Annotated in this window: 21 protein-coding genes and 10 pseudogenes; 11 read left to right on the top strand and 20 right to left on the bottom strand. The window is 67.6% G+C overall.

From position 1 onward, the window contains the following. Positions 1-180: 180 nt before the first annotated feature. Positions 181-573: a hypothetical protein gene (locus CRP49_RS46600; protein ID WP_143670072.1), complete on the bottom strand. Its 393-nt coding sequence runs from the start codon at positions 571-573 to the stop codon at positions 181-183. A gap of 463 nt (positions 574-1,036) precedes the next feature. Between CRP49_RS46600 and CRP49_RS36410 the strand changes: the two are divergent. Next, positions 1,037-1,333: pseudogene (locus CRP49_RS36410) on the top strand (transposase); the annotation flags it as partial. Between the two features lie 581 nt (positions 1,334-1,914). Here the strand turns inward: CRP49_RS36410 and CRP49_RS36405 are convergent. Then, positions 1,915-2,445, bottom strand: a complete 531-nt coding sequence (locus CRP49_RS36405) for a hypothetical protein (protein ID WP_097257743.1) — start codon at positions 2,443-2,445, stop codon at positions 1,915-1,917. Positions 2,446-2,682: 237 nt separating this feature from the next. On the opposite strand from CRP49_RS36405, the gene CRP49_RS36400 reads away from it, so the two are divergent. Beyond that, positions 2,683-3,531, top strand: coding sequence for an IS5 family transposase (locus CRP49_RS36400; RefSeq protein WP_257033730.1), 849 nt, complete (start codon positions 2,683-2,685; stop codon positions 3,529-3,531). Here the strand turns inward: CRP49_RS36400 and CRP49_RS36395 are convergent. Next, on the bottom strand, positions 3,479-3,988 hold the full coding sequence (locus CRP49_RS36395) for a hypothetical protein (RefSeq protein ID WP_097259206.1): 510 nt from the start codon (positions 3,986-3,988) through the stop codon (positions 3,479-3,481). The two genes, CRP49_RS36400 and CRP49_RS36395, sit on opposite strands and share 53 nt — an antisense overlap. A gap of 128 nt (positions 3,989-4,116) precedes the next feature. Between CRP49_RS36395 and CRP49_RS36390 the strand changes: the two are divergent. Next, positions 4,117-4,492 (top strand): annotated as a pseudogene (locus CRP49_RS36390) (transposase); the annotation flags it as partial. A 431-nt stretch (positions 4,493-4,923) separates the two neighbouring features. Here the strand turns inward: CRP49_RS36390 and CRP49_RS36385 are convergent. From CRP49_RS36385 to CRP49_RS36375, 3 genes are all read right to left on the bottom strand, one after another. Beyond that, positions 4,924-5,406, bottom strand: coding sequence for a GNAT family N-acetyltransferase (locus CRP49_RS36385; protein WP_097257742.1), 483 nt, complete (start codon positions 5,404-5,406; stop codon positions 4,924-4,926). A 32-nt stretch (positions 5,407-5,438) separates the two neighbouring features. Next, positions 5,439-6,437, bottom strand: coding sequence for a zinc-binding dehydrogenase (locus CRP49_RS36380; RefSeq protein ID WP_097257741.1), 999 nt, complete (start codon positions 6,435-6,437; stop codon positions 5,439-5,441). Between the two features lie 121 nt (positions 6,438-6,558). Further along, entirely contained in the window at positions 6,559-6,996 is a 438-nt protein-coding gene (locus CRP49_RS36375) for an Rrf2 family transcriptional regulator (protein ID WP_097259204.1), read from the bottom strand. Positions 6,997-7,270: 274 nt separating this feature from the next. Here CRP49_RS36375 and CRP49_RS36370 point away from each other — a divergent pair, with 274 nt between their 5' ends. Then, the gene (locus CRP49_RS36370; RefSeq protein ID WP_143670071.1) at positions 7,271-7,489 is read left to right on the top strand and encodes a hypothetical protein; all 219 of its coding nucleotides are present in this window, start codon (positions 7,271-7,273) and stop codon (positions 7,487-7,489) included. 340 nt (positions 7,490-7,829) lie between these two features. Beyond that, complete coding sequence (locus CRP49_RS36365; RefSeq protein WP_097257093.1) at positions 7,830-8,132, top strand: hypothetical protein; 303 nt, start codon at positions 7,830-7,832, stop codon at positions 8,130-8,132. Positions 8,133-8,443: 311 nt separating this feature from the next. On the opposite strand, the gene CRP49_RS36360 is transcribed toward CRP49_RS36365, so the two are convergent. Further along, the gene (locus CRP49_RS36360; protein WP_179851939.1) at positions 8,444-9,541 is read right to left on the bottom strand and encodes a MerR family transcriptional regulator; all 1,098 of its coding nucleotides are present in this window, start codon (positions 9,539-9,541) and stop codon (positions 8,444-8,446) included. A 245-nt stretch (positions 9,542-9,786) separates the two neighbouring features. Then, complete coding sequence (locus tag CRP49_RS36355; RefSeq protein ID WP_097257095.1) at positions 9,787-10,803, bottom strand: TIGR01777 family oxidoreductase; 1,017 nt, start codon at positions 10,801-10,803, stop codon at positions 9,787-9,789. Between the two features lie 363 nt (positions 10,804-11,166). Here CRP49_RS36355 and CRP49_RS36345 point away from each other — a divergent pair, with 363 nt between their 5' ends. Further along, a complete protein-coding gene (locus CRP49_RS36345; RefSeq protein ID WP_097257732.1) occupies positions 11,167-11,739 on the top strand; it encodes a GNAT family N-acetyltransferase in 573 nt (190 codons plus the stop codon). Positions 11,740-11,842: 103 nt separating this feature from the next. Next, a pseudogene (locus tag CRP49_RS48430) lies at positions 11,843-11,949 on the top strand (IS5/IS1182 family transposase); the annotation flags it as partial. A gap of 20 nt (positions 11,950-11,969) precedes the next feature. On the opposite strand, the gene CRP49_RS49335 reads toward CRP49_RS48430, so the two are convergent. The 4 genes and pseudogenes from CRP49_RS49335 to CRP49_RS48420 form a co-directional block, all read right to left on the bottom strand. Further along, positions 11,970-12,041, bottom strand: coding sequence for a hypothetical protein (locus tag CRP49_RS49335; RefSeq protein WP_373560437.1), 72 nt, complete (start codon positions 12,039-12,041; stop codon positions 11,970-11,972). Between the two features lie 49 nt (positions 12,042-12,090). Beyond that, positions 12,091-12,188, bottom strand: a pseudogene (locus CRP49_RS47155). Positions 12,189-12,648: 460 nt separating this feature from the next. Then, a complete protein-coding gene (locus tag CRP49_RS48425) occupies positions 12,649-12,897 on the bottom strand; it encodes a squalene/phytoene synthase family protein (protein ID WP_257033729.1) in 249 nt (82 codons plus the stop codon). Positions 12,898-12,968: 71 nt separating this feature from the next. Further along, positions 12,969-13,382: pseudogene (locus CRP49_RS48420) on the bottom strand (squalene/phytoene synthase family protein); the annotation flags it as partial. Between the two features lie 768 nt (positions 13,383-14,150). On the opposite strand from CRP49_RS48420, the pseudogene CRP49_RS36335 reads away from it, so the two are divergent. Next, positions 14,151-14,515 (top strand): annotated as a pseudogene (locus CRP49_RS36335) (nuclear transport factor 2 family protein). Here CRP49_RS36335 and CRP49_RS49330 read toward each other — a convergent pair. The 4 genes and pseudogenes from CRP49_RS49330 to CRP49_RS36315 form a co-directional block, all read right to left on the bottom strand. Beyond that, entirely contained in the window at positions 14,472-14,795 is a 324-nt protein-coding gene (locus tag CRP49_RS49330; RefSeq protein WP_220378252.1) for a DUF5701 family protein, read from the bottom strand. The pseudogene CRP49_RS36335 and the gene CRP49_RS49330 overlap by 44 nt on opposite strands. A gap of 25 nt (positions 14,796-14,820) precedes the next feature. Next, positions 14,821-15,149, bottom strand: a pseudogene (locus CRP49_RS36330) (transposase); the annotation flags it as partial. Between the two features lie 750 nt (positions 15,150-15,899). Further along, positions 15,900-16,271, bottom strand: a pseudogene (locus tag CRP49_RS36325) (pentapeptide repeat-containing protein); the annotation flags it as partial. 87 nt (positions 16,272-16,358) lie between these two features. Beyond that, on the bottom strand, positions 16,359-16,820 hold the full coding sequence (locus CRP49_RS36315) for a hypothetical protein (protein WP_097257737.1): 462 nt from the start codon (positions 16,818-16,820) through the stop codon (positions 16,359-16,361). A gap of 431 nt (positions 16,821-17,251) precedes the next feature. On the opposite strand from CRP49_RS36315, the gene CRP49_RS48415 reads away from it, so the two are divergent. Further along, complete coding sequence (locus CRP49_RS48415; protein WP_257033633.1) at positions 17,252-17,722, top strand: hypothetical protein; 471 nt, start codon at positions 17,252-17,254, stop codon at positions 17,720-17,722. A gap of 219 nt (positions 17,723-17,941) precedes the next feature. Here CRP49_RS48415 and CRP49_RS36305 read toward each other — a convergent pair whose 3' ends face one another. The 3 genes and pseudogenes from CRP49_RS36305 to CRP49_RS36300 form a co-directional block, all read right to left on the bottom strand. After that, a complete protein-coding gene (locus CRP49_RS36305) occupies positions 17,942-18,655 on the bottom strand; it encodes an HNH endonuclease family protein (protein WP_373560415.1) in 714 nt (237 codons plus the stop codon). Positions 18,656-19,229: 574 nt separating this feature from the next. Then, positions 19,230-19,327: pseudogene (locus CRP49_RS47150) on the bottom strand. 248 nt (positions 19,328-19,575) lie between these two features. Next, positions 19,576-19,827: a hypothetical protein gene (locus CRP49_RS36300; RefSeq protein ID WP_257033728.1), complete on the bottom strand. Its 252-nt coding sequence runs from the start codon at positions 19,825-19,827 to the stop codon at positions 19,576-19,578. Between the two features lie 183 nt (positions 19,828-20,010). On the opposite strand from CRP49_RS36300, the gene CRP49_RS49325 reads away from it, so the two are divergent. Both CRP49_RS49325 and CRP49_RS36295 read left to right on the top strand, forming a co-directional pair. Beyond that, positions 20,011-20,187 (top strand): nucleotidyltransferase domain-containing protein, encoded by a 177-nt coding sequence (locus CRP49_RS49325; RefSeq protein ID WP_373560414.1) that lies wholly within the window; start codon positions 20,011-20,013, stop codon positions 20,185-20,187. Positions 20,188-20,589: 402 nt separating this feature from the next. Next, complete coding sequence (locus CRP49_RS36295; RefSeq protein ID WP_257033727.1) at positions 20,590-21,177, top strand: hypothetical protein; 588 nt, start codon at positions 20,590-20,592, stop codon at positions 21,175-21,177. Between the two features lie 6 nt (positions 21,178-21,183). Here CRP49_RS36295 and CRP49_RS36290 read toward each other — a convergent pair. After that, positions 21,184-21,931, bottom strand: a pseudogene (locus CRP49_RS36290) (transposase family protein). Between the last annotated feature and the right edge of the window lie 1,160 nt (positions 21,932-23,091).

Here is a 23,091-nt window from a genome sequence, read left to right as displayed (position 1 = left end):
TGTGACTTCCGCTCATACACGTTCAACGCCCCATCGCGCTCTCCGTAACCGCAATACCGCCGAATGGAGCACATAACTCCGGCTCCAGGCAGCGGGTATGGCTGGGGCCAGACGCTCGGGAGGGTGACCCCGGGCAGCCGGGCAGCCGGGCAGCCAGGCAGCCGGGCAGCGCGGCCAGGCTTATCCCTTAGGGGGATCCTGCTGGGGGCCAACGTTTGTGGTCCCAGCAGCGTCGTCCGGGGCTGAACCAGGTGCACTTTGCGCCACCCCGACAGCTGCTTGAACCAGTCCGCTGATCACATGCTGTGTGGCCTGAGCCTGGGTCGATGCGTCGGGAAGGTCGGAAACGAGACGCTCAGCGGAGAGCAGATAACCACCCGCGAGCGGCTCTCGGAAGTACACCTGCGCCTGCTGGACGGCCACTTGGTAACTTTTGATCAAGGTTGAGGAGATGTATCCGCTCAACGCAGAGGCCAGGCCAGCCAATGCGCCGATGGTCACGCTTGCCGTCTTGCTTGGGGCCACCACAGCTGCCACGGTGCCGCCGATCAGGAGCGAAGCGGTGGCGATCATCACGTAGTGGGCAAGCGCGCGCTTGCTCAGTCGACAGGTCGTGATACCGCTTCAAGAGTGATCGGTTGAATCGCAGACCAGATGAGAAATGTTTGTCTGCCTCCGCAGCAACTGCTTCTTGCTCGATTCGCTCGTCGATCTCCTGCTGCTCATATGCGGCTCTCCGGTCTGAAACGCGTACAGCGATGACAACGGAGGTGATGACGATGACAGCGATGGGAAGGATGAGCCACAGCCATGAGAACGGTGGCTTCGCAGCCTCCTCCATCCTGTATACATTGGCCAAAAACAAGATCAATGTGGCTAGGCTCGCGCTGGCCACGATCGAACGCCCGATGTACTTGTCGCGCGCCTCTTGCTGCCGATGCTTGCTGCTCAGTTGCTGAAGGCGGTTAGAAACCGGCCTGTCTGAAGTAGTTGCGGGCTGCGCTTCGTGGCGGCGTCCCCGATCTTTAGTCACGACCGCCTGTGGTCGGACGCCTGGGCCGAGTTCGTGCCCTTCCTCTCCTTCGACGTCGAGATCCGCAAGGTCATCTGCAGCACGAACGCCATCGAGAGCGTCAACGCCCGCATCCGCAAGGCCGTCCGCGCCCGCGGACACTTCCCCAACGAGGCCGCCGCCCTCAAGTGCATCTACATGGCGCTGATGAGCCTGGACCCGGCGGGCAAGGGCCGCAAGCGGTGGACCATGCGCTGGAAGGCACCCCTGAACGCGTTCCAGATCGCCTTCGAGGGCCGTCTGACCCCGAGCAACAACTGACCTTCAACAACCAAGATCAGCCGTTAAATTGACACACCCCGCCAATACGGTGTCTGCTGAGGCAAACGAGACTGCGAAGCAGGCCCTGACTCTCGCCCGTGTGCAGTTCGACGCCGAGCAACGGGCCCAACATGAGGAAACTGGCCCGAAGTTCGAGGTCGAGTCTGCAGTGAAGGAAGACTATGGCGAGTGGTTCGCCATGATCAAAATCCGCCAGACTGGCGGTGCCGCTTTGGAGACAGCTCGCGTCACCGTGTCCGGCACTGATGTCCGAGGTCTGCGGCGATCGAAGCACAGCGATGAGTGGCTGCCACAGCCTGTCGTATGGAACATCCCTGCGCCAGGTACGGTCCTCGACCTGTGCGCTGGGCTGGGGTTCCATCATGGGGACCCTGCGAATGTGGGGATTGCCCTGGAGTGCCGCGCAGCTGACGGCCGCTCCTGGGACAGGCTGCTTAGAAGCCGTATCTCAACCGATCTTGGAACGTGCAGGTCGAACAGGGGTGCTGGTTGAGTGATCTTCCGGCGGTGAGCAAGGCCGTCCTCACCCTGGAGAAGCACCGATGAAGAGACTCATTGTGCTATTCAGCCTCGCCGGCGCCGTCGCCTTGGTCCACGAAGGCGACGCCACGCCAGGGCGACGGGCCGCCGAGTGTCTGGGTGAGACGTTCCTGCGAGGGATGGAGTGAGCGTCGGGTCGCATTGACGAACTTCAAGTGCCCCTGGTCCAAGGCGGTGTGGATCGGTCGGAGCTCCTCAAGATCCGCTGGCTGACGATCGTGGAAGAGGATGGTGAAATCCTCGATGACATCGCAGAGCTGGAGAGCTGCTGCGGCCGCCTCGGGATTCGCCACCAAGCTCAGCGACTGGATCGAGGCATTGAACGGTCCCCATGCGACTGCAGGTCTGCGCCGTTCGAGGAACGCCTCACGCAGCTCCGTCTCGACGGCGCCGAAAGCCTGCAGGAACCTCTCGTAGGCGGACGTCTGTGTCTCCTGAAGCCACTTTCGATTCTCGCTGCGCCGCCCAATGACCCCGCCTGCAACGACGCCCACGATGGTGGCCGTGACACCGCCTACGGTGGATATCAAGAGCTCCCATGGAACAGCCATTTCAAACCCCCTGGGTGGTTGTCAGAAGCCGTCTCAACCGACCTTGGAACGTGTGGGTCGAACAGGGTCTTGGTTGAGTGAACTTCCGGCGGTAGGTGCATGGAGGCAGGGCCTCCTGGTAGCTCGGGGGTGCGACCCCGTTCCGAGCGGTTCCCGGAGGCCCTGTTGTCGTTGTTGTACGCGCCCGATCCCGTCCGCTTCAACTCGCCTGCCGTGTCGTGCGATTGTCTCGCGCACGTGTACGGCAACGCGGCCGATCACCCCGATCGGGTGCGCCGGTATCCGTCGGACATGACGGATGCGGAGTGGGCGGCCATCCGGCCGTTGCTGCCGGTGCCGGCATGGCTCCAGGGGCGGGGCGGACAGCCCGAGGGCTACTGCCACCGCCAGATGCTGGATGCAATCCGCTACCTGGTCGCGGGCGGGATCTCCTGGCGGGCGATGCCCGCAGACTTCCCCGATTGGAGCCGGGTCTACGCCTTCTTCCGCCGCTGGCGCGAGCACGGGCTGATCACAGAGTTCCACGACCGGCTGCGCGGACGGGTCAGGGAGCGCGAAGGCCGTGAGGCCGAGCCCACGGCGGGGATCATCGACGCGCAGTCGGTGCGGGCCGCCGCGACGGTGCCGGCCGCCTCACGCGGCTACGACGGCGGGAAGAAGGTACCCGGACGCAAGCGGCACATCGTGACCGACACACTCGGTCTGCTGCTGGTCGTCGTGGTCACCGCCGCGAACATCGGCGACCGGGACGCCGCGACGGGCCTGCTGGGGCGAGTGCGCCGACTGCACCGTGACATCACCCTGGTCTGGGCCGACGGCGGTTACACCGGCGACCTGGTCGACTGGTGCCGGCAGAAACTCGCCCTCACGCTGGAGATCGTCAAGCGCACCGACGACATGAAGGGGTTCGTGGTGCTGCCGAGACGCTGGGTGGCAGAGCGCACATTCGCATGGTTGATGAACTCCCGCCGCCTGGCCCGCGATTACGAAACTCTGCCCGCCACCAGCGAGGCGATGATCCGGTGGTCGATGATCACGCGGACGGGCCGGCGTCTGGCAAAGGCACGGGCCGCCGGCCGGCGCTGAACATCCCCGACGTCTCCTGCACGAGCCGCCCGCGTTCCGCCAGGCGCCTGGCCTTCGAGCGCACCCCCTCGACCTTCGCCGGCGTCGTCTCCAGACCCAGCTGCACCGCGATCTCCCTGGCCTTCAGCGATCCCTGACCCGCTGAGGGCCGCTCCTCCAGCACACCCAGGATCCGCTGGTAGTCCGGTGTCAGCACCGTCACCGGCAACCCGTCCCGCCAGGGCGGCACCGTCGAGCCCGGCACAGGCGAGGGCGCTGTCTCCTGCTCCGCCTCGGACTCGGTCATGGCAGTGGACTCGGCCGCGGAGACAGCCAGGGCCTCGACCAGCTCCTCCCGCGCGATCACCCGCCGGTCCAGCTCGATCTCCGCGGCCTCCAACACGCCGGCCAGCCGCGCGACTTCTTCCCGAAGACCCTCCACCCGCACCCGGGCAGCCGTCTCCCGCTCCTCCAGCATTCCCAGCACCGACGCCACCGCGCACCCCTCAGCCACCAAGCGGACACAGGACGCCGCATCCCTGCCTCAGGGCGTGCAAAACCATGCCTGACCAGCAGAAATCAAACGATCACGTTCGGTTGAGATACGGCTTCTCAGCCGGCAACACACACGACAGCGAAGGACTGAAGCCCATGGTGACGGGTCACCAAACGAGACACGACCCGCACCGCGGCCGACACTTCAAGCCCCAGCGCCTACCTGCAGACAAAGATTACGACCGAGCTGACCTGCGCAGATGGCTTCGATGGAAACGCATTCGGAGTACGCATCGCCCGCAAAGGCATCGAGTCCAGCGCACGATTAGGGCGCCGCCGATGGGTCATCGAGCGGACGATGTCCTGGCTCTCCGGCTACCGACGTCTCAGCCCACGCTACGAACGCAATCCTCGTAATTACCTGGCCTTCCTCGGACTCGCCGCCGCTCTCTGCTGCTACAAGCGACTCGTCCGCCTCACCACGTAGGACACGGTTTTAAGAAGCCGTGGACGCCGATCGGCACACTTGAGGCGTGCGTCTGGAAGTGTTCTGGGGGAGAGGACAGGATTCGAACGTGCGTGGGCGTTGTGGGGTCCGACCGTGAGGCGTGCTTACTGGTCCCCGGACGACCACTCCGGGTACCTGTCCCTGTTCCTGGCCTCGGGGTGTTGGGCGCCGGTCGCGTGAACAACTTTGGCAGGGGTCTCTGACACCGGCCTGACGTGCTTGTGCCCGGCGTGCTAGGACGCCTGTGGCGAAGTCGCTTCCCGTGGATGGGGACGGTGGACGGAGATGTCTGTGCTGGTGACGGCTTCGGCGGCAGGGCGCCGGCGGACGCGAACCAAGGACGGGTTCGAAGAAGGACGGGTTCGAAGACTGACTGGCTTTCGTGGGTGCCTTGCGGATGCCATGAGGGATCACCTGGTGGGCGGTGCCGTGATCAGGTCCATGCCCGGGTAGCGGCTGGTGACGAAGCCCGCGGCTTCGTAGACCGGTTTTCCGGCCTGGCTGGCGTGCAGTTGCATGTAGTGGATGCCTGCTTGCTGGAGCCAGTCGACCAGTTCGTTGACGATGCGGCGTGCGTGGCCGCGGCCGCGGGCCGGGGTGTCGGTGACGATGCCGTCGAGGTAGCCGCGGCGTCCGTCGGGCCAGCGCGAACCGGGCAGATGGTAGGTGACCCAGGCCATGCCGCAGGCGAGGAGGGGTTGGCCGGGGTCGCCGCCGACGACGAGGCAGACGCAGTCGTCGCGGTGGTTGATGCGCTCGTCGAACCAGTCGCGGGCGATCCGCCGCCATGGTGTGTCGGCGGGTCCGGGGTCGGTGCCCAGGCTCTCCAGCGCGACGGCGCGCAACCGGATCAGTTCCGGAATATCGGCTGTGGAGGCTTTGCGGGGCTGCATGTCGTAGCTCCTCTTGCTGGTTCGGCCCGGGTTCAGCGGGCCATGGTGAGCAGGACGCGTCCGAAGGGCCGGTCCTCGATCAGATGGCGCTGCGCTTCGGCGGCCTGTTCCAGCGGGAACACGCGGGCGATGGCAGGGGTGATGCGGCCCGTGCGCAGCCAGTCCAGCAGGGTCACGCGGGCGGCGCGGGCGACGTCCGGCGGAGTCATGGTGAACGTGTAGCCGTAGGCTGTGGCGTTCTTCCACATCAGATCGGTGATGTTCACCGTGCCTTCGGTGCCACCGGAGTACCCGACACCGACGTAGACGCCGCCGTGTGCGAGCGAGGCGATGCAGGGACCGAGCAGCGGACCGGCGACGCCGTCGACCACGATGTCCACGCCCCTGCCGTCGGTGATGCGCGCGACGCCGTTGGTCAGGGATTCGCGGGACAGGTCGATGACGTGCTCGTGGCCGGCGGCGCGGGCGGCTTCGGCTTTATCGGTGCGGCTTGCGGTGGAAACGGTCAGGGATGCGCCGAGTTCGCGGGCCACCTCCACGGTGCCCATGCCGACGGAGCCACCGATGCCTGGCGCCAGGACGGTGCCGCCGGCCTTCAGCCCGGCAAGTCGGGTCAGGACGAGGTAGGCGGTGCTGTATCCGGCACCGGCGAACAGCGCGCAGGCGGCCTCGTCGCTCACCCCGTCGGGGATCGGTATCAGCTGGCGGGCGTCCGCGGTCAGTTGCTCGCGCCAGGTGCCGTCGGTGCGCCAGCCGAGTCCGCCGCCGCCGACCACGACGCGCGCTCCCTCCGCCAAGCCGGTCGCCCCGGGGTCGCTGATCCGTCCCACCGCGCCGCCGCCGGGTATGTGCGGAGGCGTCTGGTGCAGGGAGGGGTCCATCCGTCCTGCCCTAATGGTGTTGTCGGCCGGGCTTACCTCGGCATAGGAGAGCCGAATCGACGCCCGGTGGCCGGTGGCCGGTTCGGCGGGACGGTCCACGAGCCGCAGTTCCTCGTAGCCGCCGTGGCGCTGGTACTCGATCGCTCGCATGGCGTTTCGCCTCCGTACATCGGATCACGGGCCGTTCGGCGCCCCTTGGTGATCAAGTCAATGAAACAGGTCCTGTTACAGCTATGCGCAAGGATGAGCCCCGACCGGCCTTGCTGGCGCTTCAGTCGGAGCGGGCGGCCAGGGTGTCCCGCAGGACGTTCGCGATCGAGACCCCCGCGAGCTGTCGCCGGACGGCCTCCTCCGTGTCGACGTAGATGCGGCGCAGCGCGGGCTGGATGCCGCGGCCGACGGGGCATGCCTGGTTCGGTTCGCCGTGGTGCAGGGCGAACAGGGGCTCGGCGTGCACCGCGCGGTAGACGTCGAGCAGCGCGATGGACTCAGGCTCGCGAGCCAGCGTCCAGCCGGCCCCGGCACCGTGGCGGACCGTCACCAGGCCCGCCTTCCTCAGCTCGGCGAGGCTGCGCCGGATCACTACGGGGTTGGTGGCCACGCTCGTGGCGATCTGGTCCGACGTGACCACGTCACGTCCGCGGCCGTGCACCAGGGCCATCCAGGTCAGCACATGGACGGCGACCGTCATCCTGCTGTTCGCGCTCACGTCCTTCACCCCCTGCTGTAACAATAACAGTTACAGCAAGAGGTCCGGAGGGGCTACGGATTGTTCTTTCGCCAGGGTCCGGTCGGCGCTGCCGAAGAAGGCCCAGGAAGAGGGATGGGTATGGGGCGGGCGGCCCCACATCCCGGGGTTGGTACACGCGGTGCAGACCCGCGGCTGGATCAGCGGCAGCTCCCAACTGCCCAGCCTGGCAGTGGATGAATTCCTGGCTGCGAATGTCCTCGTCGTCCCACGAAGCGAGCGCTGGCGGGAAGCGGTGTCCACCGTTTTGCTCGGCAGCTGGTGCGATCCCCTGTGGCAGACCGGGCAACTGTCCTCGACTGCGCTCGGGGCACTGAAGGCGCAGGCGCGTGCGCTGCACCGGCAGCTGGTGCCGATCTGGCGGCGCCGCACGGTCCACGGCCGGGTGCTGTCCCTGGACGCGAACCTCGGTGAGGGGCTGTCGCTGCACGAACTGGTCGCCACCCGCATCTGATGCTCCGCTTCAAGAACGCCGTGCCGAACTACGGCTGCGCTTTTGGCTTGTCATCGAGGTCGCGCTGGGTTTTCCCGCTGCAGTGCTCGCCGGCATCTCCGGAGCTGCCGGGCTGACGTCGCCGGATTTTCGTGTCCCTGTGGCATTGCTGGCTCTCGTCTCCGCCGGACTCTCAGCAGGGGTGGGCTTCCTGCGCAGCGACGTAGGACGCGACAGCAACCGACGCAGCAGACTGGCAGGGGCTGAGGTCGAAGCGGGAGCTCGGGCGAACCGGTGACCCGCCGGATCGCAGCGGACGAATTCGAGTCCATGACCGAGGCCGACAAAGGCGCGGTACGACATGGGCACGAACGACCGGGGAGAGCCGACTGTGGAGTTCTTGTCGGCGTCCGGCGCCGCAGTCCTGCAGCCGGACGAAACAGTCACTGCCGAGGCATGCAGGCAAGCGAGCGGCGGCGGCATCACCACTTTCGAACTGGACGACAACAGCGGGTTGTCGAATCGAGCTGCGGGAGTCAGGAAGGGCGCCACCTTCTGCATCCGCACAGATAAGGACGCCGTGGTGGCAGCCAAGATCAAGGAGATCACGTTCCCCTCCGCCAATGGGATCATGAAGCTTGATGTCACCGTATGGAGCAGCTGAAACGGCGGATCGAGCACAGCGTCCGCCTTCGGGCACGTGCACCTGTGGCTGGGCTGGGCCTGGGACCAGCTGTCTCGCTCTACTCGCCGGTCCGCACGTCCGTGACGGCCATCAGTCCTGCCCTCCCGATGAGCGCCGGGGCGTCATGCCGATCGCATAGGCACCGTCCTCGGACAGGCTCTCGTAGGGCCGGTCGGCCTTCTCCACGATCCCGGCGAGCACCCCGGGCTTGGCGTAGTAGCGCAGTCGGTCAGCCCGGCCTCCAAGCGGGCTGTCCAGGAGCCGCCATGACGCTGAACCTGCGATGCGGGTCAGGTTATGAGCAGGCGGAGGCCGAGATCTGCCGCGTCGAGGTCGGCGAGGTCGCTGTTGCGTTTGGCCCACCGGCCGGAGTCGAGGTCGTCGCTGAGGCTTCGCACCGCGCGCTGCTCGGCCTCCGGCCCGACCCTCGTCCACACCGACATCGCACGGCGCACGTGATCTTCCAGATACGCCCCGGGTCGGCGCCAGTACGCCTCGAACAGGCCGTCAGCGCAGTCCCACGGGATGGGCACCGGCTCAGCGCGGGCGCCGATCGCGTCGGCCATCCCGGCAAGGGAGGGAAATTCTGCGAGGACGGCGGCGAACTCGGGCAGGTAGTCGCGGGTGAGCCAGAACCGGTCCTGCCATCCGGGTTCGTCGGTGTCGAACGTGAGCACCACCACGCGGCGGGCCGCGCGCCGCATCTCGCGCAGCCCCGCTATCGGGTCCTCCCAGTGGTGAATGGTGGAGATGGCCATCGCGACGTCGAAGGACTGGTCCTCGAACGGCAGGCTCTCCGCGGCGGCGGCCACGCACGGCGCCGAGCCGGCAGGCCGCTGCCCTCGCATGACCGCCGATGGCTCCACCGCGGTCACGTCGCGATCAGCAGGCTCGTAGGAGCCGGTGCCGGCCCCGACGTTCAGCACCGTCTGCGCGTCGCCGAGCGCGTCCCAGATCTGCGCGGCGATCCGCGGCTCGGTACGCCGTGTCGCGGTGTAAGCGCCGCCGATCGCGTCGTACAACCGTGCACCGAGCACCTCCAGTTGCTCCTCCGGAGTCACTATCAGTCCCTTCGCCCGTGCCGCAAGTTCCCTGTCGATGGCCGCCACCATGGCGTCAGCGCGATCACGCCGCTCCAGCAGCAGGCCGCGCAGGCGGCGCAGGTGTGCGACCGCGTCGGTGGACGGGTCGCCGACCAGTTCCGCAACCTCCCGCAGCCCGAAGCCCAACCGCCGATAGGCCAGCACCTCCCGCAGCCGCTCCACGTCGTCCGCCGAATAGGCCCGGTACCCGGCCGCGGTCCGCGCCGACGGCCGAACGAGCCCGATCTCGTCATAGTGATGCAGCGTGCGGACGCTCACGCCGGCCAGCTCGGCCACGCGTCCCACGGTCCAGTGATCCTCCACGGCACCGACTATGCAGCCTGACGCCACGTGAGGGTCAAGAGCCCCCTGCTCACGGCAGCAAGAGCCGATCCGAGGCGACTCCTGCAAGCCAGAGCGATGGTCTGGTTCAGAGAAGCCTGGAACCGGAGGGAGTAGCTCCGCAGTGCCCAAGTGACATGAAAAGTCACTGCCATTGATCGCGATGCCCGCCCCGGAATGACTCCCGAAGTCGCTTCGAAATGACTCCCTCACAAAGGCTCTGGTCCGCTTCTTGTGGTGGTCTGCGCAGCGTGGCTCGATTCACGGGCCCGCCTCGAGGTCGCGCGAACCAGCCTGGCCCGCTGTACGAGGGACGTAGCGGCCCTCTCCCACTCGGGATGCGCGAAAGTGAACCCGGCTGCGCGCAGCCGGCCCGGCACCACCCGACGGCTCTTGAGCAGCAGTTCCGTGTCCGAGCGCAGCGCGAACGCCCCCAGCTCGGCCATCCAGCGCGTCGCCGGCAGCCCCACCGGGACGCCCCAGGCCGTGCGCAGCGCCCGCATGAAGTCGCGGTGCGGAAGGGGGCCGGGCGAGGCGAGGTTCACCGCCCCCTCGAGGTCGTCCCGGGCGATGAGGAACTCCACCGCTCGCACGAAGTCCTCGTCATGGATCCAGGAGACGTACTGCGCGCCGCCGGCCACCGGACCGCCCAGCCCGAGTCGCGCCAGCCGCGACAGTACGTCGAACACACCGCCCCGATCCGGGCTCATGACCATCGCCGAGCGCAGCGCCACCTTGCGGGTCGCGGGAGTCGGCGCCTGGGCCTGCGTGCGCTCCCAGTTCTGCGCGATCTCGACGCTGTACGCCCAGTAGTCCGGCACCCCGGCCTCCGAGCCGCCGATCACTCCGGTCGCCTCGTCGTGTGCCGCGTCGAAGCGGTGGGCGTAGACCGTGGCCGTACTCATCTGCAGCCAGACGCGCGGTGGCCGCGCGGCGGCGGCGATCGCCTCGCCGAGCACCCGCGCCGAATCCACCCGGGAGTCCATCATGGCTTGCAGGTTCTCGGCGGTGTAACGGCAGGAGACGCTGCGCCCGGCCAGGTTGATCACGACGTCGCAGCCGTCGATCGCCGCGGCCCAGCGGCCGAGCGTGGCCCCGTCCCATCCGATGTCATGCGCCCGTACAGGACGTCGGGTCACTACCGTGACCTCGTGGCCGGCCGCCGTCAGCGCACGGTCGAGAATCGTGCCCACCTGTCCGGTTCCCCCGGGCAGCACTACCTTCATCGAACCCCCTCGGCTTCGCTCGACATCAGCGTAGCCCTTCTTTTGAACGCGTTCAACTCGGGAGTCCGGTGCACGTCAGGGCGAGGGGGCCGACACAGGCGGGCGGATGGGCGTTCACTTCTTAGAGGTCGTTAGGTCCGCTTCTGGCAGCGGCCTCGGCCGGGTTGAGTGAGGAAGCCTTGGCGGGTGAGGCGTCCGAGGCGGCTGCGGGTGACGTTCATGGCGGGGTCGTCGGTGGGCATGCCGAGGAGTTCGTGCAGTTCGCGGACCCGGAACGACTGGTCGGGGTGCTGGTTGAAGGGACCGGACCGGGATCGAATATTCGGTGTTCGGCCCGCCCCATGAGGACGCAACATGGTGCGCATGACTTTGGCCACTCCCGTACTGCACACTGCTCGCCTGCGACTGCGACCCTTCAACGACGTCGACGCGGACGCTCTCTTCGCGCTGCACAGCAGCACCTACGTGCTGCGCTACTGGGACTCCCCACCGTGGAACGAACAGGGGCGCGCCGAGCGCTTCATCACGGCTTGCCGGAAGATGGCGGACGAAGGCACCGGGGCGCGGGTGGTCATCGACCGTGCTTCTGACGGGGCCTTCGTCGGCTGGTGCGGTCTGACGGGATGGAACCCGGACTACCGCAGTGCATCGTTGGGCTACTGTCTCGACGATGCGATGTGGGGTCACGGCTACGCGACGGAGGCTGCGCACGCCTTGCTGCAGTGGGCATTCGACACACTGGACCTGAATCGAGTTCAGGCTGAGACCGATACGCGCAACGTGGCGTCTGCCCGGGTCCTGGAGAAGATCGGATTCGTGCGTGAAGGGACGTTGCGGGAGGACTGCGTCGTGAACGGCGAGGTGTCCGACTCGTGGGTGTTCGGGTTGATCAGGCGAGAGTGGCGGCCGTCGGCCGTGCCGATTCCAGCCCGCTAATGGGTCGTCATGCCTCTTCTCTCTCGGTTGGTGATCGCTCGCTCGGAGCACTGATCGCCGGGGTGGGCTCGCCGATAGCCATGGACATGCTGGGATGCGGGGCATGGAGCGAGCGGCGTATCCGAGCGACTTGTCCGACCAGCAGTGGGCGTTGATCGAGCCATGATCACGGCCTGGAAGCACGAGCGGGTGAAGCGGACGGCGACCGGCGGGCAGACCCGCCCCCACGGCTACCGGCCCCGCAGCAGCCGGGCGAGCTGTTCGTCCAGGACGACCTGCCCGGTCGCGGCCGCGGTCTCGATCCAGCCGGCGGTCGCGCGAATTTTCTGAGGGACGTATCCGGAAACGTTCTGGCGGAGAGGGCAGGATTCGAACCTGCGTGGGCCTTGTGAGGCCCGACCGTGAGACATGCTCGCTGGTCCCCGATCAACCACTCCGGGCACCTCTCCCTGCTCCCGGCCCCGGGGTACCCCGCGCCGGTCACGTGAACAACCTTGACAGGGGCCTCTGACACCCGCCTGACGTGCCTCTGCCCGGCGAGCCAGGACGCCTGCAACGAAGACGCCTCCCGCACAAGAGGACGCCGACTTGCGCGAACTCAGGAATTACCGGCCGGTCACTGCCGGAGAAGAAGCGGAGAGGCGTGATCCGCGTTCTCCGCACCATTGTGGGGATGGACTGACAAGACCCTCCCCACCCCAGCGTCCCACTACACGATCGGTGCCGTCAGGGTCAGCTGGTGCACGGGACCATGCACCCTTTCCGCACCTTCAGCGCTGATACTTCCTGAACGCCCGGTACTCCTTCCAGAGGATCTTCAAAGTCGTCGAAGCGGCCGGGCTCGCCCCGCTCTTGAGAACAGAGCCGCCGCGGCCTTGACCGCCTGAAGGCGCACTTCCTGGACGGCTATCAGAGCACGCAGGAACGAGCGATACTGCGGCTCCACGAGTGCCGGCAGCCCTCGTGCTGCGAGAACACTTGCTCAGCAAGAGCCGCTTGGGCGTTCACCACCCTCTCCATCGCAGGCAGGCACGCCTCGGGCCGTTCACGAAGATCCTCAACGTCCAGACCATGACGCAGCAGCTCGTCCCGGGGAATGCCGATGTGCCCTTGACGCAGGTCCTCGGGCAAGTCGGCCAGGAAGTCGGTGCGCTGCATCGCCTCGATGAGCCGACGGCAGCCCCTCTCGAACGCCTCGTACGGTTCAGCCCCGGGAGCGGGCCGATGAGGCAGGCGGTGAGCATCAGGGCCGGCATCGAGTAGCAGTCCACATACGTCTGCAACTCGGCCTCGCTCTCGAAACCGCGCCAGGCGGCCTCGACGGGAGCTCCGTCCAGGAAATCGCGCACACGCCCGGCCATCTGCGGATGGCGCCGCACTGTGTCATCCAGGGCCCGCAGTGTGCCCTGCTCGGTTTCCGCGCCGTCCAGGACCGCCCCGACCTCACCGTTCCAGGAGCGAAGAGCCTCGTGCCGAGCACTGAGGTCTCCAAGGTCGATTCGGCGGTCCGTTTCATGCATGAAGGCAACTGCGGCCAGGACATACGGGCGAAGTTCGGCCGGAAGCAGCAGGCGAGCCGCAAGGTACTCCTCACGGCGATACCTCCGTACGAGCTTGCGCTGGACGTCGTAGTCCCGCCGCATGCCCTCATCGCTGACGCCGGCCCGGGTCAGGGCGGTGGACCATCGGGACACAGAACGATCTCCTCGTGTGGTGACTGGTTTCCGACTCACGCGGCCGTCAGCCAGTGGTCAGGCGGACGAGCCCTGCGCATCGGACTCGGGACCACCGCGTTGCCCCGCTGACCGCGGCTGTTCCCCGGAAGTCCAGCATGCCCCCGCTATCGGGCCGCCGGTGAGTCCAGGCAGGTCGCCGTCCCAGGGCGCCATGGAGGTGACCTGCCGTGAGGTGATCCACTTGAACCAGTACCTCACGCCGTGGAGGTGCGAGCAGGAGCCCTGCGAGTACCGCGAGTACAACAGGGAGACATCCTCGCACTTCGCCGTCTCGTACTTGCCCTTCGGCCTTTGACGGTGCCTCCAGCCACACACCCCGGTGGTCTGGTGGGCCGTGCTGGTGGACGGCAGCGTCGCCGCCGAAGCAGCCGATGCACCGAAGAAGACGCCGGCCAGGCCAACAGCGACGGCCGGCACAGCAAGACGTGCGCGCAACGGAATCCCCCTGATGTGGAGCAAGTGCAGCCGGAGTTTATAGCCGTTCGAGCCAACAGCGATGGCAAATCGATCGAGGGTTGTTTCGGTGGGACGGGGGCTATTACCTGGGGGGTAATCGCGTGGCCGGGCGGGGGCCGCAAGGTGGAGTCATCGGGTTCCGGGCCGGCGCACTCCGGTCCGGGGCCCGGGCCGACTGACTTCATTACTGTGCCACTTCGCCTAAAGGGGAGTTTCGCCATGTCGATCTACGCTGCCGCCGTCGTCCGTTACTTCGAGGCGTGGAACGCACCGACGCCGACGCGCTCGCCAAGGCGGTTGCCGCGGCCTGGACCGAGGACGGCACCTACACCGACCCGCTGGCCGACGTGCGCGGCCACGAGGAGGTCGCCGCGGTGATCCGGGCCGCCAGGAGCAGTTCCCCGGCTTTGAGTTCAGGCTGGCGGTGAGGTGGACGGCAACCATCACATCGCCGCTTCGGCTGGGAGCTGGTGTCCACCGCCGACGGCTCGGCGCCGGTCGCCGGCTCGGACGTGGTCACCCTCGCCGAGGACGGGCGGATCACCTCCGTCCTCGGCTTCCTCGACCGGCTCCCCGAGGCATGAACCTCCGCCCGGCAGACGATCGATACGGCTGCTCGACGCTCGGACGCCAGGTGGCCGACCGGTCGCTGCGGTCGAGGCCGCTGAGGAGGTAGAGCGGGGCGCCCGGCGAGGCGACCGTATCGAACGGAGCGAAGAGGCTGACGTCATACGCATCACCAGCATCGAGGCCCGGCTTGCCGTCGCGACGCCGACGACGCCGAGGGTGTCGGGTCGGTCGGCGGCGGCGCGAGGGGAGACCGAGGCGGGACGCTGTCAGAGGTACAACGTACCGTCCGAGCATGGCCTTCTTACCGACACCGAGCCAATGCGGTGGCAACCACGCTGATGAGGGCCTGCTCGGCCCGTCGGCGGCGCTCAAGGAGCCAGTGAGGGAAGTAACTGCCGCTGCGGAGCTTGGGGATGGCCAGTTCGACGGTGCCGGCCCGGGTGTTCCACTCGCGTGGGCGATAGCCGTTGCGGTGGTTGACTGTCTCATCGCTGACCTGCCGTATTCGGCGTTGCAGAGCGCGTCGGCCTCGGCGGACATGAGTGCGTCGGCGATCGTCTTGACCATCGCGCGCAGCAGATCGGGACTCGCCGCGGCGAGGGCGTCTTCCGCGAGGGTGTGCAGGGGCACACTGTCAGGTGCGGTCATCGTGCTGATCTCCTTCGAGCCTTCGACATCTCGAGATCAGCCGGTGGCCGTTCTTGTATCCGGACACTCACTCCGACGCCAGGGCAAACGCCCGGATCAGGTGGGAACCGGTACACCACTTCTCAGACGCAACCCTCCAGCGCATCCCCATGGTAGATACGGCGGTCGCGAAATCTCGAACCACTCGCCGCCCACATGGGTGGCCGCATGGCACCAGGAACAGGACCAGATCTCCTCTTCCCAGGCCGTCGGTGGCACGGCCACCGCCACATCGACCGCCCGCACACATCACACTCCACAGGCGGATCCTCACACGCCAGCACGGGCCACCCCAAGCGGCTGGCATCGCGCCAGTTACAAACATCCTTGCCAGGACAAAACGCTCTTTGAGGGCCGGAGACGCTCGGCTGTGGGGTCCCTGCCCGACAGCGAGCACCTGGAGCTGCTCCTCCCGAGCCGTCTCGCTGGCCGCCGCGAAGCCCTGGAGGTCTGGCGGCGCAGCTTGCGAAGCACGATCTGCCCACCCTCGCAGCCCGGAACACAGCCCTGTCGGCATGGCCGGTGAACTTCCGCCGATCATCATGTGTGACCTGTTCGGAATCCACAGGAACACCGCCACGCAGTGGGGGCTTTGGCCCAGGACAGCTGGGCCGGCTACCTCGCGGCTCTCACCGGGGCAGGTCGTGGGACGACTGCGGCCGCAGCGGTGGCGCGTCGTCCGGGGCCGTGACGACGCCAGCGGCTGCGGCGTCAAATCCTGCTGGCCAGATCGTTGTGGGCGTCACACACTGCGCCTGTCAGGCTGGCCATAGCCAGGTCGGTACCCGTCAGGTCAGCGCCGCGCAGATCGGCCAGTTCGAACCGCGCGCCTATGACCACCGCACCCGTCAGATCGGCCCCGGTCAGGTCCGTCGCGCTCAGGTCCGACCCATCGAGCCGGGCATGCCACAAGACCGCAGTCCGCAGGTCGGCCTGGTGCAGGTTGGCGTTGATGAGCACGGCGCCGGCCAGCCAGATGCCGGTCAGATCCGCACGTCCTAGATCCGCACTAGTCAGGCCTGCGTCGGAGAGGTCGCAGTAGTGCAGGTCGGCGTCGGCCAGGTCGGCGAAGGCCAGCCGCGCCCGCCGAAGGTCATCCGGTCCAGTGGCAGTACCTGATGGCGCGGCGTCAGCGCCCGGCGGCCAAGCACCGTCATCGCGGCCTGCCGGTCAGGGACCGCACGGACAGCGGCTCTTCCCCGCCGTGGGTACGTGCCAGTTCGCTTTGTGCGCCTCGTCACGGGGGGCCGGCCGCTCGCTGAGGGGAACTGCCAGTCCGTTGCGCTTCACGAAGGAGCACAGGACCTCCGCGATCGGCCCGCGGTCGTCCGGCGAGTCATGGGCGATGCGTTCGAGGGCGTAGATCGCGCCAATCCGTACTTCCGGGCTGGTGCTGCCCAGTTGCTCCACGGCTGCCGTGAAGCGCTGGGTGATCTGCCCTTGGCGGCTGACGTCCAGCTGCCGCCAGGTGAAGTACGCACCGATCAGCAGGGCTACGCCCGCCAGGCCCTGCAGCAGCGTGGTGCGGATGTCGTTGACCGCCTTCGCCCGGTCTGCGACGGGTGTCGAGGGAGCGTCCCAGCTCAGCAGGTAGCGCGGTGCTACCACGGTGACGAAGGCGACCAGCACCACGCTGCCGCAAACTACGGCGAGGCCCGTCGCCCATGACCGGCCGACGCGGCGCGGCCCGGGGGGTATCTCCTCGCGTATGGGGTGTCCGGGCAGGACCCTCTGTCCTCTGGACGACCTGGCCATCCCCCACCACTTCCTGCCAACGCTCGCCGCAATGGCAGAAGGATGCGTCTCGGCAGCCGTCTTCAAACGCCCGTACACGACCTCGCCTAGAAGGCGGCGGGTTCAGACACAGGCAATCAGGGCTGCGAAAGACTCCGGGAGATGGCCGGGCAGGCTGAGCCTGGTGCGCGGTCGGACCTGCCACCCGTCAGGGTAGACGTACAGGGCTGGCCTGCCGGCGGCACTGTCGATGCCCGTGGGTGAGCCAATTGATCGCAGACCATTCAGGACACACCACGAGAGACCAGGTCGGGCAAGGGCGTGGGCTCGTGCCCGTGCACTACCACCAGTTCCACATCAGCGACGAGGACGGCTCCGCCGGCCCTGACCTGCCCGGCGGGCACAACGGTCTCGTCCACGTCCAAGACGGCATTGCGACGGTCCTCACCGGCATCCACACCGGCGACGTCGACGTCACCGTCACCTTCCACACCCATGCACCCCAGCCGGAGCACATCGGGTGGGACGAGATCGTCGAACTGTCCCTGCACGCGGTATCGGCAGAACTCATGGTGCGAGGTCTGATGGCTGATCTCGACGAAGAGTTGCCCGTGCTGTCTTTCAACGGCCCCGGCGACTACCGGCTGCGCATCCACGCCCGCGGCCGGGACACCGCCATCGACCTTGCTCCGGACGAGATCACCGAGTGGTACCTCATCCAGCTATGGCTCGCACCGGCACAGGACGTGGTGGTGCTCCGCCAGACCGACCGCTACGGAGCTTCCGTCCGGGAGCGCTGACCAACGCAAGACGACAGGCGAGCACGGTCATGCGGGCAGCCGAGGGTCCGCGGCTTATCCGGCGGTTTCGGGCTGGACCTCGTCCGTGGGTGCCGCTGTCGGCTCCGGCGCATTGGCGGCGGTGTAGAGGACAGAGCTGCCCCAGCCAGCACCTGAGTGGAATGACGAAGGCCCGCGCTTTGAGGCGGTGGCGCGGGCCTTCTGGGGTCATGTTCTGCGTCAGTGGGCGAGGGTGACGGTGATGGGCTGGTCGGGGCAGCGGGCGAGGCCTTCGGCGAGGGCGGTCTGTTCTTTAGGGTCGATGGTGAGCTGGTAGCGGGTTTTGTCGGCGACCCAGTTGGTGAGGTAGGTGCACCAGTAGCCGGCGTACGGGGGCAGCCAGGTGGAGGGGTCCTGGTCGGCCTTGGAGCGGTTGGACTTGGCGGAGACCGCGATCAGGGCGCGCTTGTCGTCGAGGTCGTTGGCGTAGAGCTCGCGTTGCTTGGGCGTCCAGGCGGAGGCGCCGGAGTCCCAGGCTTCGGCGAGGGGGACCAGGTGGTCGACGTCGAGCTTCTTGGCGCTGTCGAAGTGCTGGTCGTCGTAGGGCGAGTACCAGGAGCCGCCGGTGAGGGTGCAGCCCGGTCCGATAGTCGGCTCTGTGACGGCTTCCTCGAGGAGGACTTCGGCGCGGGTGTTGCAGCCGTCCTTGTCGGCGTCGGTCCAGTGCTTGAACTTGTCGCGGGAGTAGCCGGTGCGGTTCTCGTCCTGGACGATGAGCGCGGCCAGGGCGTCGCGGACGGGCAGGGTGATCGTGTCGCCCGGGGCGTGCCGCTGCAGCGAAGCGGGGGCGGCGGCAGGCGGGGCGATGGCGGCGTGGGCGGTGGCCGGCGCGAGCAGGGCGGTGAGCGCGGAGAAGGTGGCGGCCGTGGTCAACGCGATGCGGGGGAGGCGCACGAGGTCTTCCTCTCGAAGATCACGAACTTGTTGTGATCTTCGTAGCGGACGGCCTGGCGGGCTGCCGGGTTATCCGGAGTCGTCTCACCCGCGGGGGTGGTAAGTCACACAGGCTGCGGGACTGCGTGGGCCTTGGCCATGTCCGCGGTACGCCGGCATTGTCCCTGGGCGGGCGGTCTTCGCCTGATGGTGAGGGAACGCGGTCGGCGAGTGCGGGAACGAGGCGGCGCCCGAAGCCGACTTGGTCTGCTGCCGGCAGGACCGGGGAGTCGGCCCGGCCAGGGCCCTTACGAGGCGTCCGAGGGGGCGGTCGGCGCGCAGCATGCGACCCCCCTGGTAATGGCACTGCCGTGGGGTTCGGAGCCGGGTGTGCGATGACGTGCGACGCGGCCAGTATGGCGGTCCCGAGCATCAGCCGGGCGTCGTCTTCGTCGTCCAGTGGTGAAGTGGCGCCTGTGCGGTAGGCCGCCACCGCACTCATTGCGTCGTTGACCGCTTGAGCGTAGGGCCCGCCACTTGTGAGAAGCCGTGGATGCCGATCGGCAAAGCTTGAGGCGTGCGTCCGGAGACGTTCTGGCGGAGAGGGCAGGATTCGAACCTGCGTGGGCCTTGTGGGGCCCGACCTTGAGGCGTGCTCGCTGGTCCCCGATCAACCACTCCGGGCACCTCTCCCTGTTCCCGGCCTCGGGGTGTCCCGCGCCGTTCACGTGAACAACTTTGGCAGGGGCTTCTGACAGCGGCCTGATGTGCCTCTGATGCGGTCCGCTCGGGATGATGCCGTGTCGCCCCGCCGGCCGGGCTGTCTGGCTGCACGTCCAGGATGCCCCCGGGTATCGGGCTGGCAGTGAACCCGGGCAGGTCGCCTTCTCTGGGAACAGAGGAGGCGACCTGCGTTGAGGCGGTCTACTTGAACCAGTACCTCACGCCGTGGTGGTGCGAGCAGGTGCCCTGCGAGTGCCGGAGTACGACAGGGAAGCGTCCTTGCACTTCGCCGTCTCGTACTTGTCCTTCGGCCTTTGATGGTGCGTCCAGCCGCACACCCCGGTGGTGTGGTGGACGCAGTGGTGTGCCGTGTTGGTGGACGGCAGTGTCGCCGCCGAAGCAGTGGGTGCGCTGAAGAAGACACCGGCCAGGGCAACAGCAACGACCGAGGCAGCAAGACGTGCGCGCAAAGGAATCCCCCTTGATGTGGACGAGTGCAGCGGGATCTTATAAGCCGTTTGAACTACTTACTGGCCGGTATGGGGCGATCCTAGGGAAGTGCCTGCCCAAGGAGACGCCTCGGCTCCGGCGTGACCCCTGCTGATGGCGCCTTGGCCGCATCGAACGAGGCCGGTGTGGAGCGCGAGTTGTACATGGTGCAGTCCAGGTCCTCGCGGAGCCTTCGGCCAGAGCGTGGAGCGGTGGGAGGCTGGGGGATCGATGCTCCAGTCGGCGAGCAGACCCGAGACCATCGCGACCTGGACGAACGCACGTCGCCCGAACGACGTCGAAACTCATCGATGTTGATCACACGGGCACCTCCTCGATGACTTCCGTAGCCATCGGCAAACGACCCCGAATGCGCACAGCGATCGCCTCCAGCCGCAGGAGACGGCCCTCGCAGGACACCTCGTCGGATCGGCTCTCCACACCCGACGCGCACCCGCGCCTTCGCGCCCGACCCTGCGCGGTAGGACGGTACTTGAGTGGGGGAGTATATGCCCGGGTGTCACGCCTTTCGTGAGGGGTTGCCATGGGTTCCATCCGCCGCGCCGTGCCGTCGGTGCTGCTCTCCTGCCTGCTGCTGGCGGCTGTTCGTCCGGTTCGCTCTCCGACTCGGAGGGATCCGGGAAGAACGGGGAGCCCAGCGGCCGGGCCGTCGGTGCCGTCACGCCCACGGGTTCTGCGGGGCAGGAAATCGCGGTGGGTGCCGGGCGCAGACGACGTACACGGTGCAGCAGCAGCCGGCGGCGGCAGTTGCCACTACCGGTTACGAGAACGGGGAGCCGCTGGAGGACACCAAGTGCACGCCGGGTGCGATCTCCCCGGCTGTCACCCAGGCGAATCTGAAGTCGACGATCTGCCGCAAGGGCGGCTACACCGGGGACATCCGGCCGCCGGAGTCGGTCACCCGCAAGGAGAAGATGCTGAACGCCGCCTCCTACGGCTACACCGGACGCCTCGGGGACGCGGAGTACGACCACCTGATCAGCCTTCAGCTCGGAGGCGATCCCAACGACTACCGCAACCTGTGGGTGGAGCCCGCGGACCCCGGCCACAAGCCGGGAGCGGGTGTGAACAACAAGAAGGACCCGGTGGAGACGAAGCTCCACACCGCGGTCTGCAACGGAAAGGTCCCCTGGCCGCCGCTCAGCACGCCATTGTCACCGACTGGACCACCGCGCTCAGCAGCCTCGGTCTCGGCTGAGCCCACGAGCTTCGGTCACGTCGCCGTGTCTACCCGGGCCCCGGCTCTGGTTCACCATCGTCACGGGAACAACTGCCGGCGCCCACGTGCGCCACATCGGGCAAGTTACTGAGCGTTTTCAGCGTTGCCTCTCCAAGGTGAGGACGGCTTTGGTGATGACGGTCATGCGGTTGGGGCTGATGCGCGATCTGCGGAAGATCTGCCAGGACTTCAGCCGTGCCATGCCGCGTTCGACCGGTGCCCGTGCCTGGGCGAGGGTCCGGTTGACGGTGCGCTGGGTGAGGGTGAGTTCACCACCCGGTGGGTGTTTGAGGCCGGTGGTGACCCAGGGCCGGCGCCGGTGTAGGCGCGGTCGGCGAGGATGGGGACGCCCTGGCGTTCGCAGATCCGGATGATGCGGTAGGTCCGGGCTGCGGTCAGGTCGTGGGTGCGGCCCGGCAGTGCGGGCGAGATCCACAGCACCTCTCCGCGGGGGCGGTGACGACCTGGACGTTCACTCCGTGCCCGCGATTCTTGGCGGAGTAGTCGGCCCGGCTGTCGCCGACGCGGTCGCACTCGGAGAGGGTCCCGTCCAGCAGGACGAACTCCGGATCGTGCTCGCGCAGCGTCTTGAGCAGGCCAGGGGCCCGTTCGGCGAGCAGGCCGGTCACGGTGGTGACGTAGGCGTGGGCGGTGCCGACGGATATCCCGAAAGCCGGCCGCGATCCGGGCGAGGGTGTCGTGGCGGCGCAGGTACACCAGAGCGACGAGCGCGCGCTGGTGCGGCGGGAGTTTGCACCGCCGGTCACCCTCACGGGTGACGATGAGCATGGTGACGCACTCGACCAGGTGTGCGGCAGGTCGAGTGCGGCAGGATAGGGAACCAACAGGGCTCCAGCGCCGGTGGGTTGAGACGTCGAACACCTCCCCCAACGGCACGGGGGCCTTGTGCGTTGCGGTCTTCACCTCGGCCTCACCGGCGTCACCCGATCAGTGGCCACGCCGAAAAAGCCCTTTGAGGGAGCGTCAGCTGCAGCGCTGAGAAGTCGTCCCGGTGGCCACGAGGACGGTCCAGGACCGGCCTCGTGGCCACCTCGGCGTGCGGAGGTCATACCATCAACCGCCCTCGTGGCCAGTGTCGGCCTCAGTAACCGGCCGAGCGGCTTGTCGCCGCGGAGCGCTCCGACGACGCGTCCCCGCCGTTCATCCGGGCGGCGAACGGCCCGCAGCGGCGGACATGAGGCCGCGCCGCACGCGCTCTCGGCCGGCCGGCCGCAGGGATGTACCGGGACCCACGGCCACTTGTGGATCTCCCCTCACGCCATGCGGCGCTCCGCAGCGCCTCATCGTCCGGGACCGGCGCGCCGCTCACGCCGCCGGTTCCGCCTGAGCATCAGGGGCCGCCGTAGCAGGATGCCGAGGACGTCGCGTGCCGCCCGGCGACGGGCCGGAGTGGGCGCGAGTACCGCGACGAGGGCGCTGACGGTGATGGTTGCGCTGTAGAGCAGTGCAGCACCCCCGCAGACAACGCACCGTCATGCAATGCCGACAAATGGACCATGAAAGTGCCCCCTTTGGAGTAAGTTGACTTGCCATGGCACGGTTCACCCCCAACCGCCGTCGCGCGACGCACGGCCCTCCGGTCAAGGTGCGTCTTCGCAGCCCGAGGACGGTGCAGAAAGTGTCACGGGATCGTCCGGCGACACGGGTGACCACCGGACGCGCGACGACGACCCGGCTGTGACGTTCGGGGAGAAGCTGCAGGAGCTGGTGAGCTCCAGGGGGCTGACGCTCGGTCAGGCCGCGCAGCGAGGCAGACAACGAGGGCTGCAGATCACCAAACAGCAGCTGAGCCGGTGGCAGCGGGGTGAGAACATCCCGAGTGGCCACCAGTACAGCAGCTTCTGTCCGTGGTCCTGCTGCCGAACGGGAAACTCGACAAGGATGCGGAGCGACGGTGGTACGACCTGTGGCACGCGGCTCGCGAGTACCGCCAAGCCAACAGGCGCAGACCGCACACGCCCGGCACACGTGCCCGGACGTCGTC

The sequence above is a fragment of the Streptomyces sp. Ag109_G2-15 genome (assembly GCF_900215565.1).
Taxonomy (GTDB): domain Bacteria; phylum Actinomycetota; class Actinomycetes; order Streptomycetales; family Streptomycetaceae; genus Streptomyces; species Streptomyces diastatochromogenes.
This window is presented reverse-complemented; position numbering and strand designations above follow the sequence as displayed.

Excerpts from the sequence above, each read along its gene's own strand:
- CRP49_RS48425 (WP_257033729.1), bottom strand. The coding sequence starts at position 12,897 with ATGCAGCGCACCGACTTCCTGGCCGACTTGCCCGAGGACCTGCGTCAA.
- CRP49_RS46600 (WP_143670072.1), bottom strand. The coding sequence starts at position 573 with ATGATCGCCACCGCTTCGCTCCTGATCGGCGGCACCGTGGCAGCTGTG.
- CRP49_RS49330 (WP_220378252.1), bottom strand. The coding sequence starts at position 14,795 with ATGCTCGGACGGTACGTTGTACCTCTGACAGCGTCCCGCCTCGGTCTC.
- CRP49_RS36380 (WP_097257741.1), bottom strand. The coding sequence starts at position 6,437 with ATGCGAGCGATCGAGTACCAGCGCCACGGCGGCTACGAGGAACTGCGG.
- CRP49_RS36405 (WP_097257743.1), bottom strand. The coding sequence starts at position 2,445 with ATGGCTGTTCCATGGGAGCTCTTGATATCCACCGTAGGCGGTGTCACG.
- CRP49_RS36355 (WP_097257095.1), bottom strand. The coding sequence starts at position 10,803 with ATGAAGGTAGTGCTGCCCGGGGGAACCGGACAGGTGGGCACGATTCTC.
- CRP49_RS36345 (WP_097257732.1), top strand. The coding sequence starts at position 11,167 with ATGACTTTGGCCACTCCCGTACTGCACACTGCTCGCCTGCGACTGCGA.
- CRP49_RS36385 (WP_097257742.1), bottom strand. The coding sequence starts at position 5,406 with ATGCAGCCCCGCAAAGCCTCCACAGCCGATATTCCGGAACTGATCCGG.
- CRP49_RS36395 (WP_097259206.1), bottom strand. The coding sequence starts at position 3,988 with ATGCTGGAGGAGCGGGAGACGGCTGCCCGGGTGCGGGTGGAGGGTCTT.
- CRP49_RS49325 (WP_373560414.1), top strand. The coding sequence starts at position 20,011 with ATGGTGCAGTCCAGGTCCTCGCGGAGCCTTCGGCCAGAGCGTGGAGCG.
- CRP49_RS36365 (WP_097257093.1), top strand. The coding sequence starts at position 7,830 with ATGGGCACGAACGACCGGGGAGAGCCGACTGTGGAGTTCTTGTCGGCG.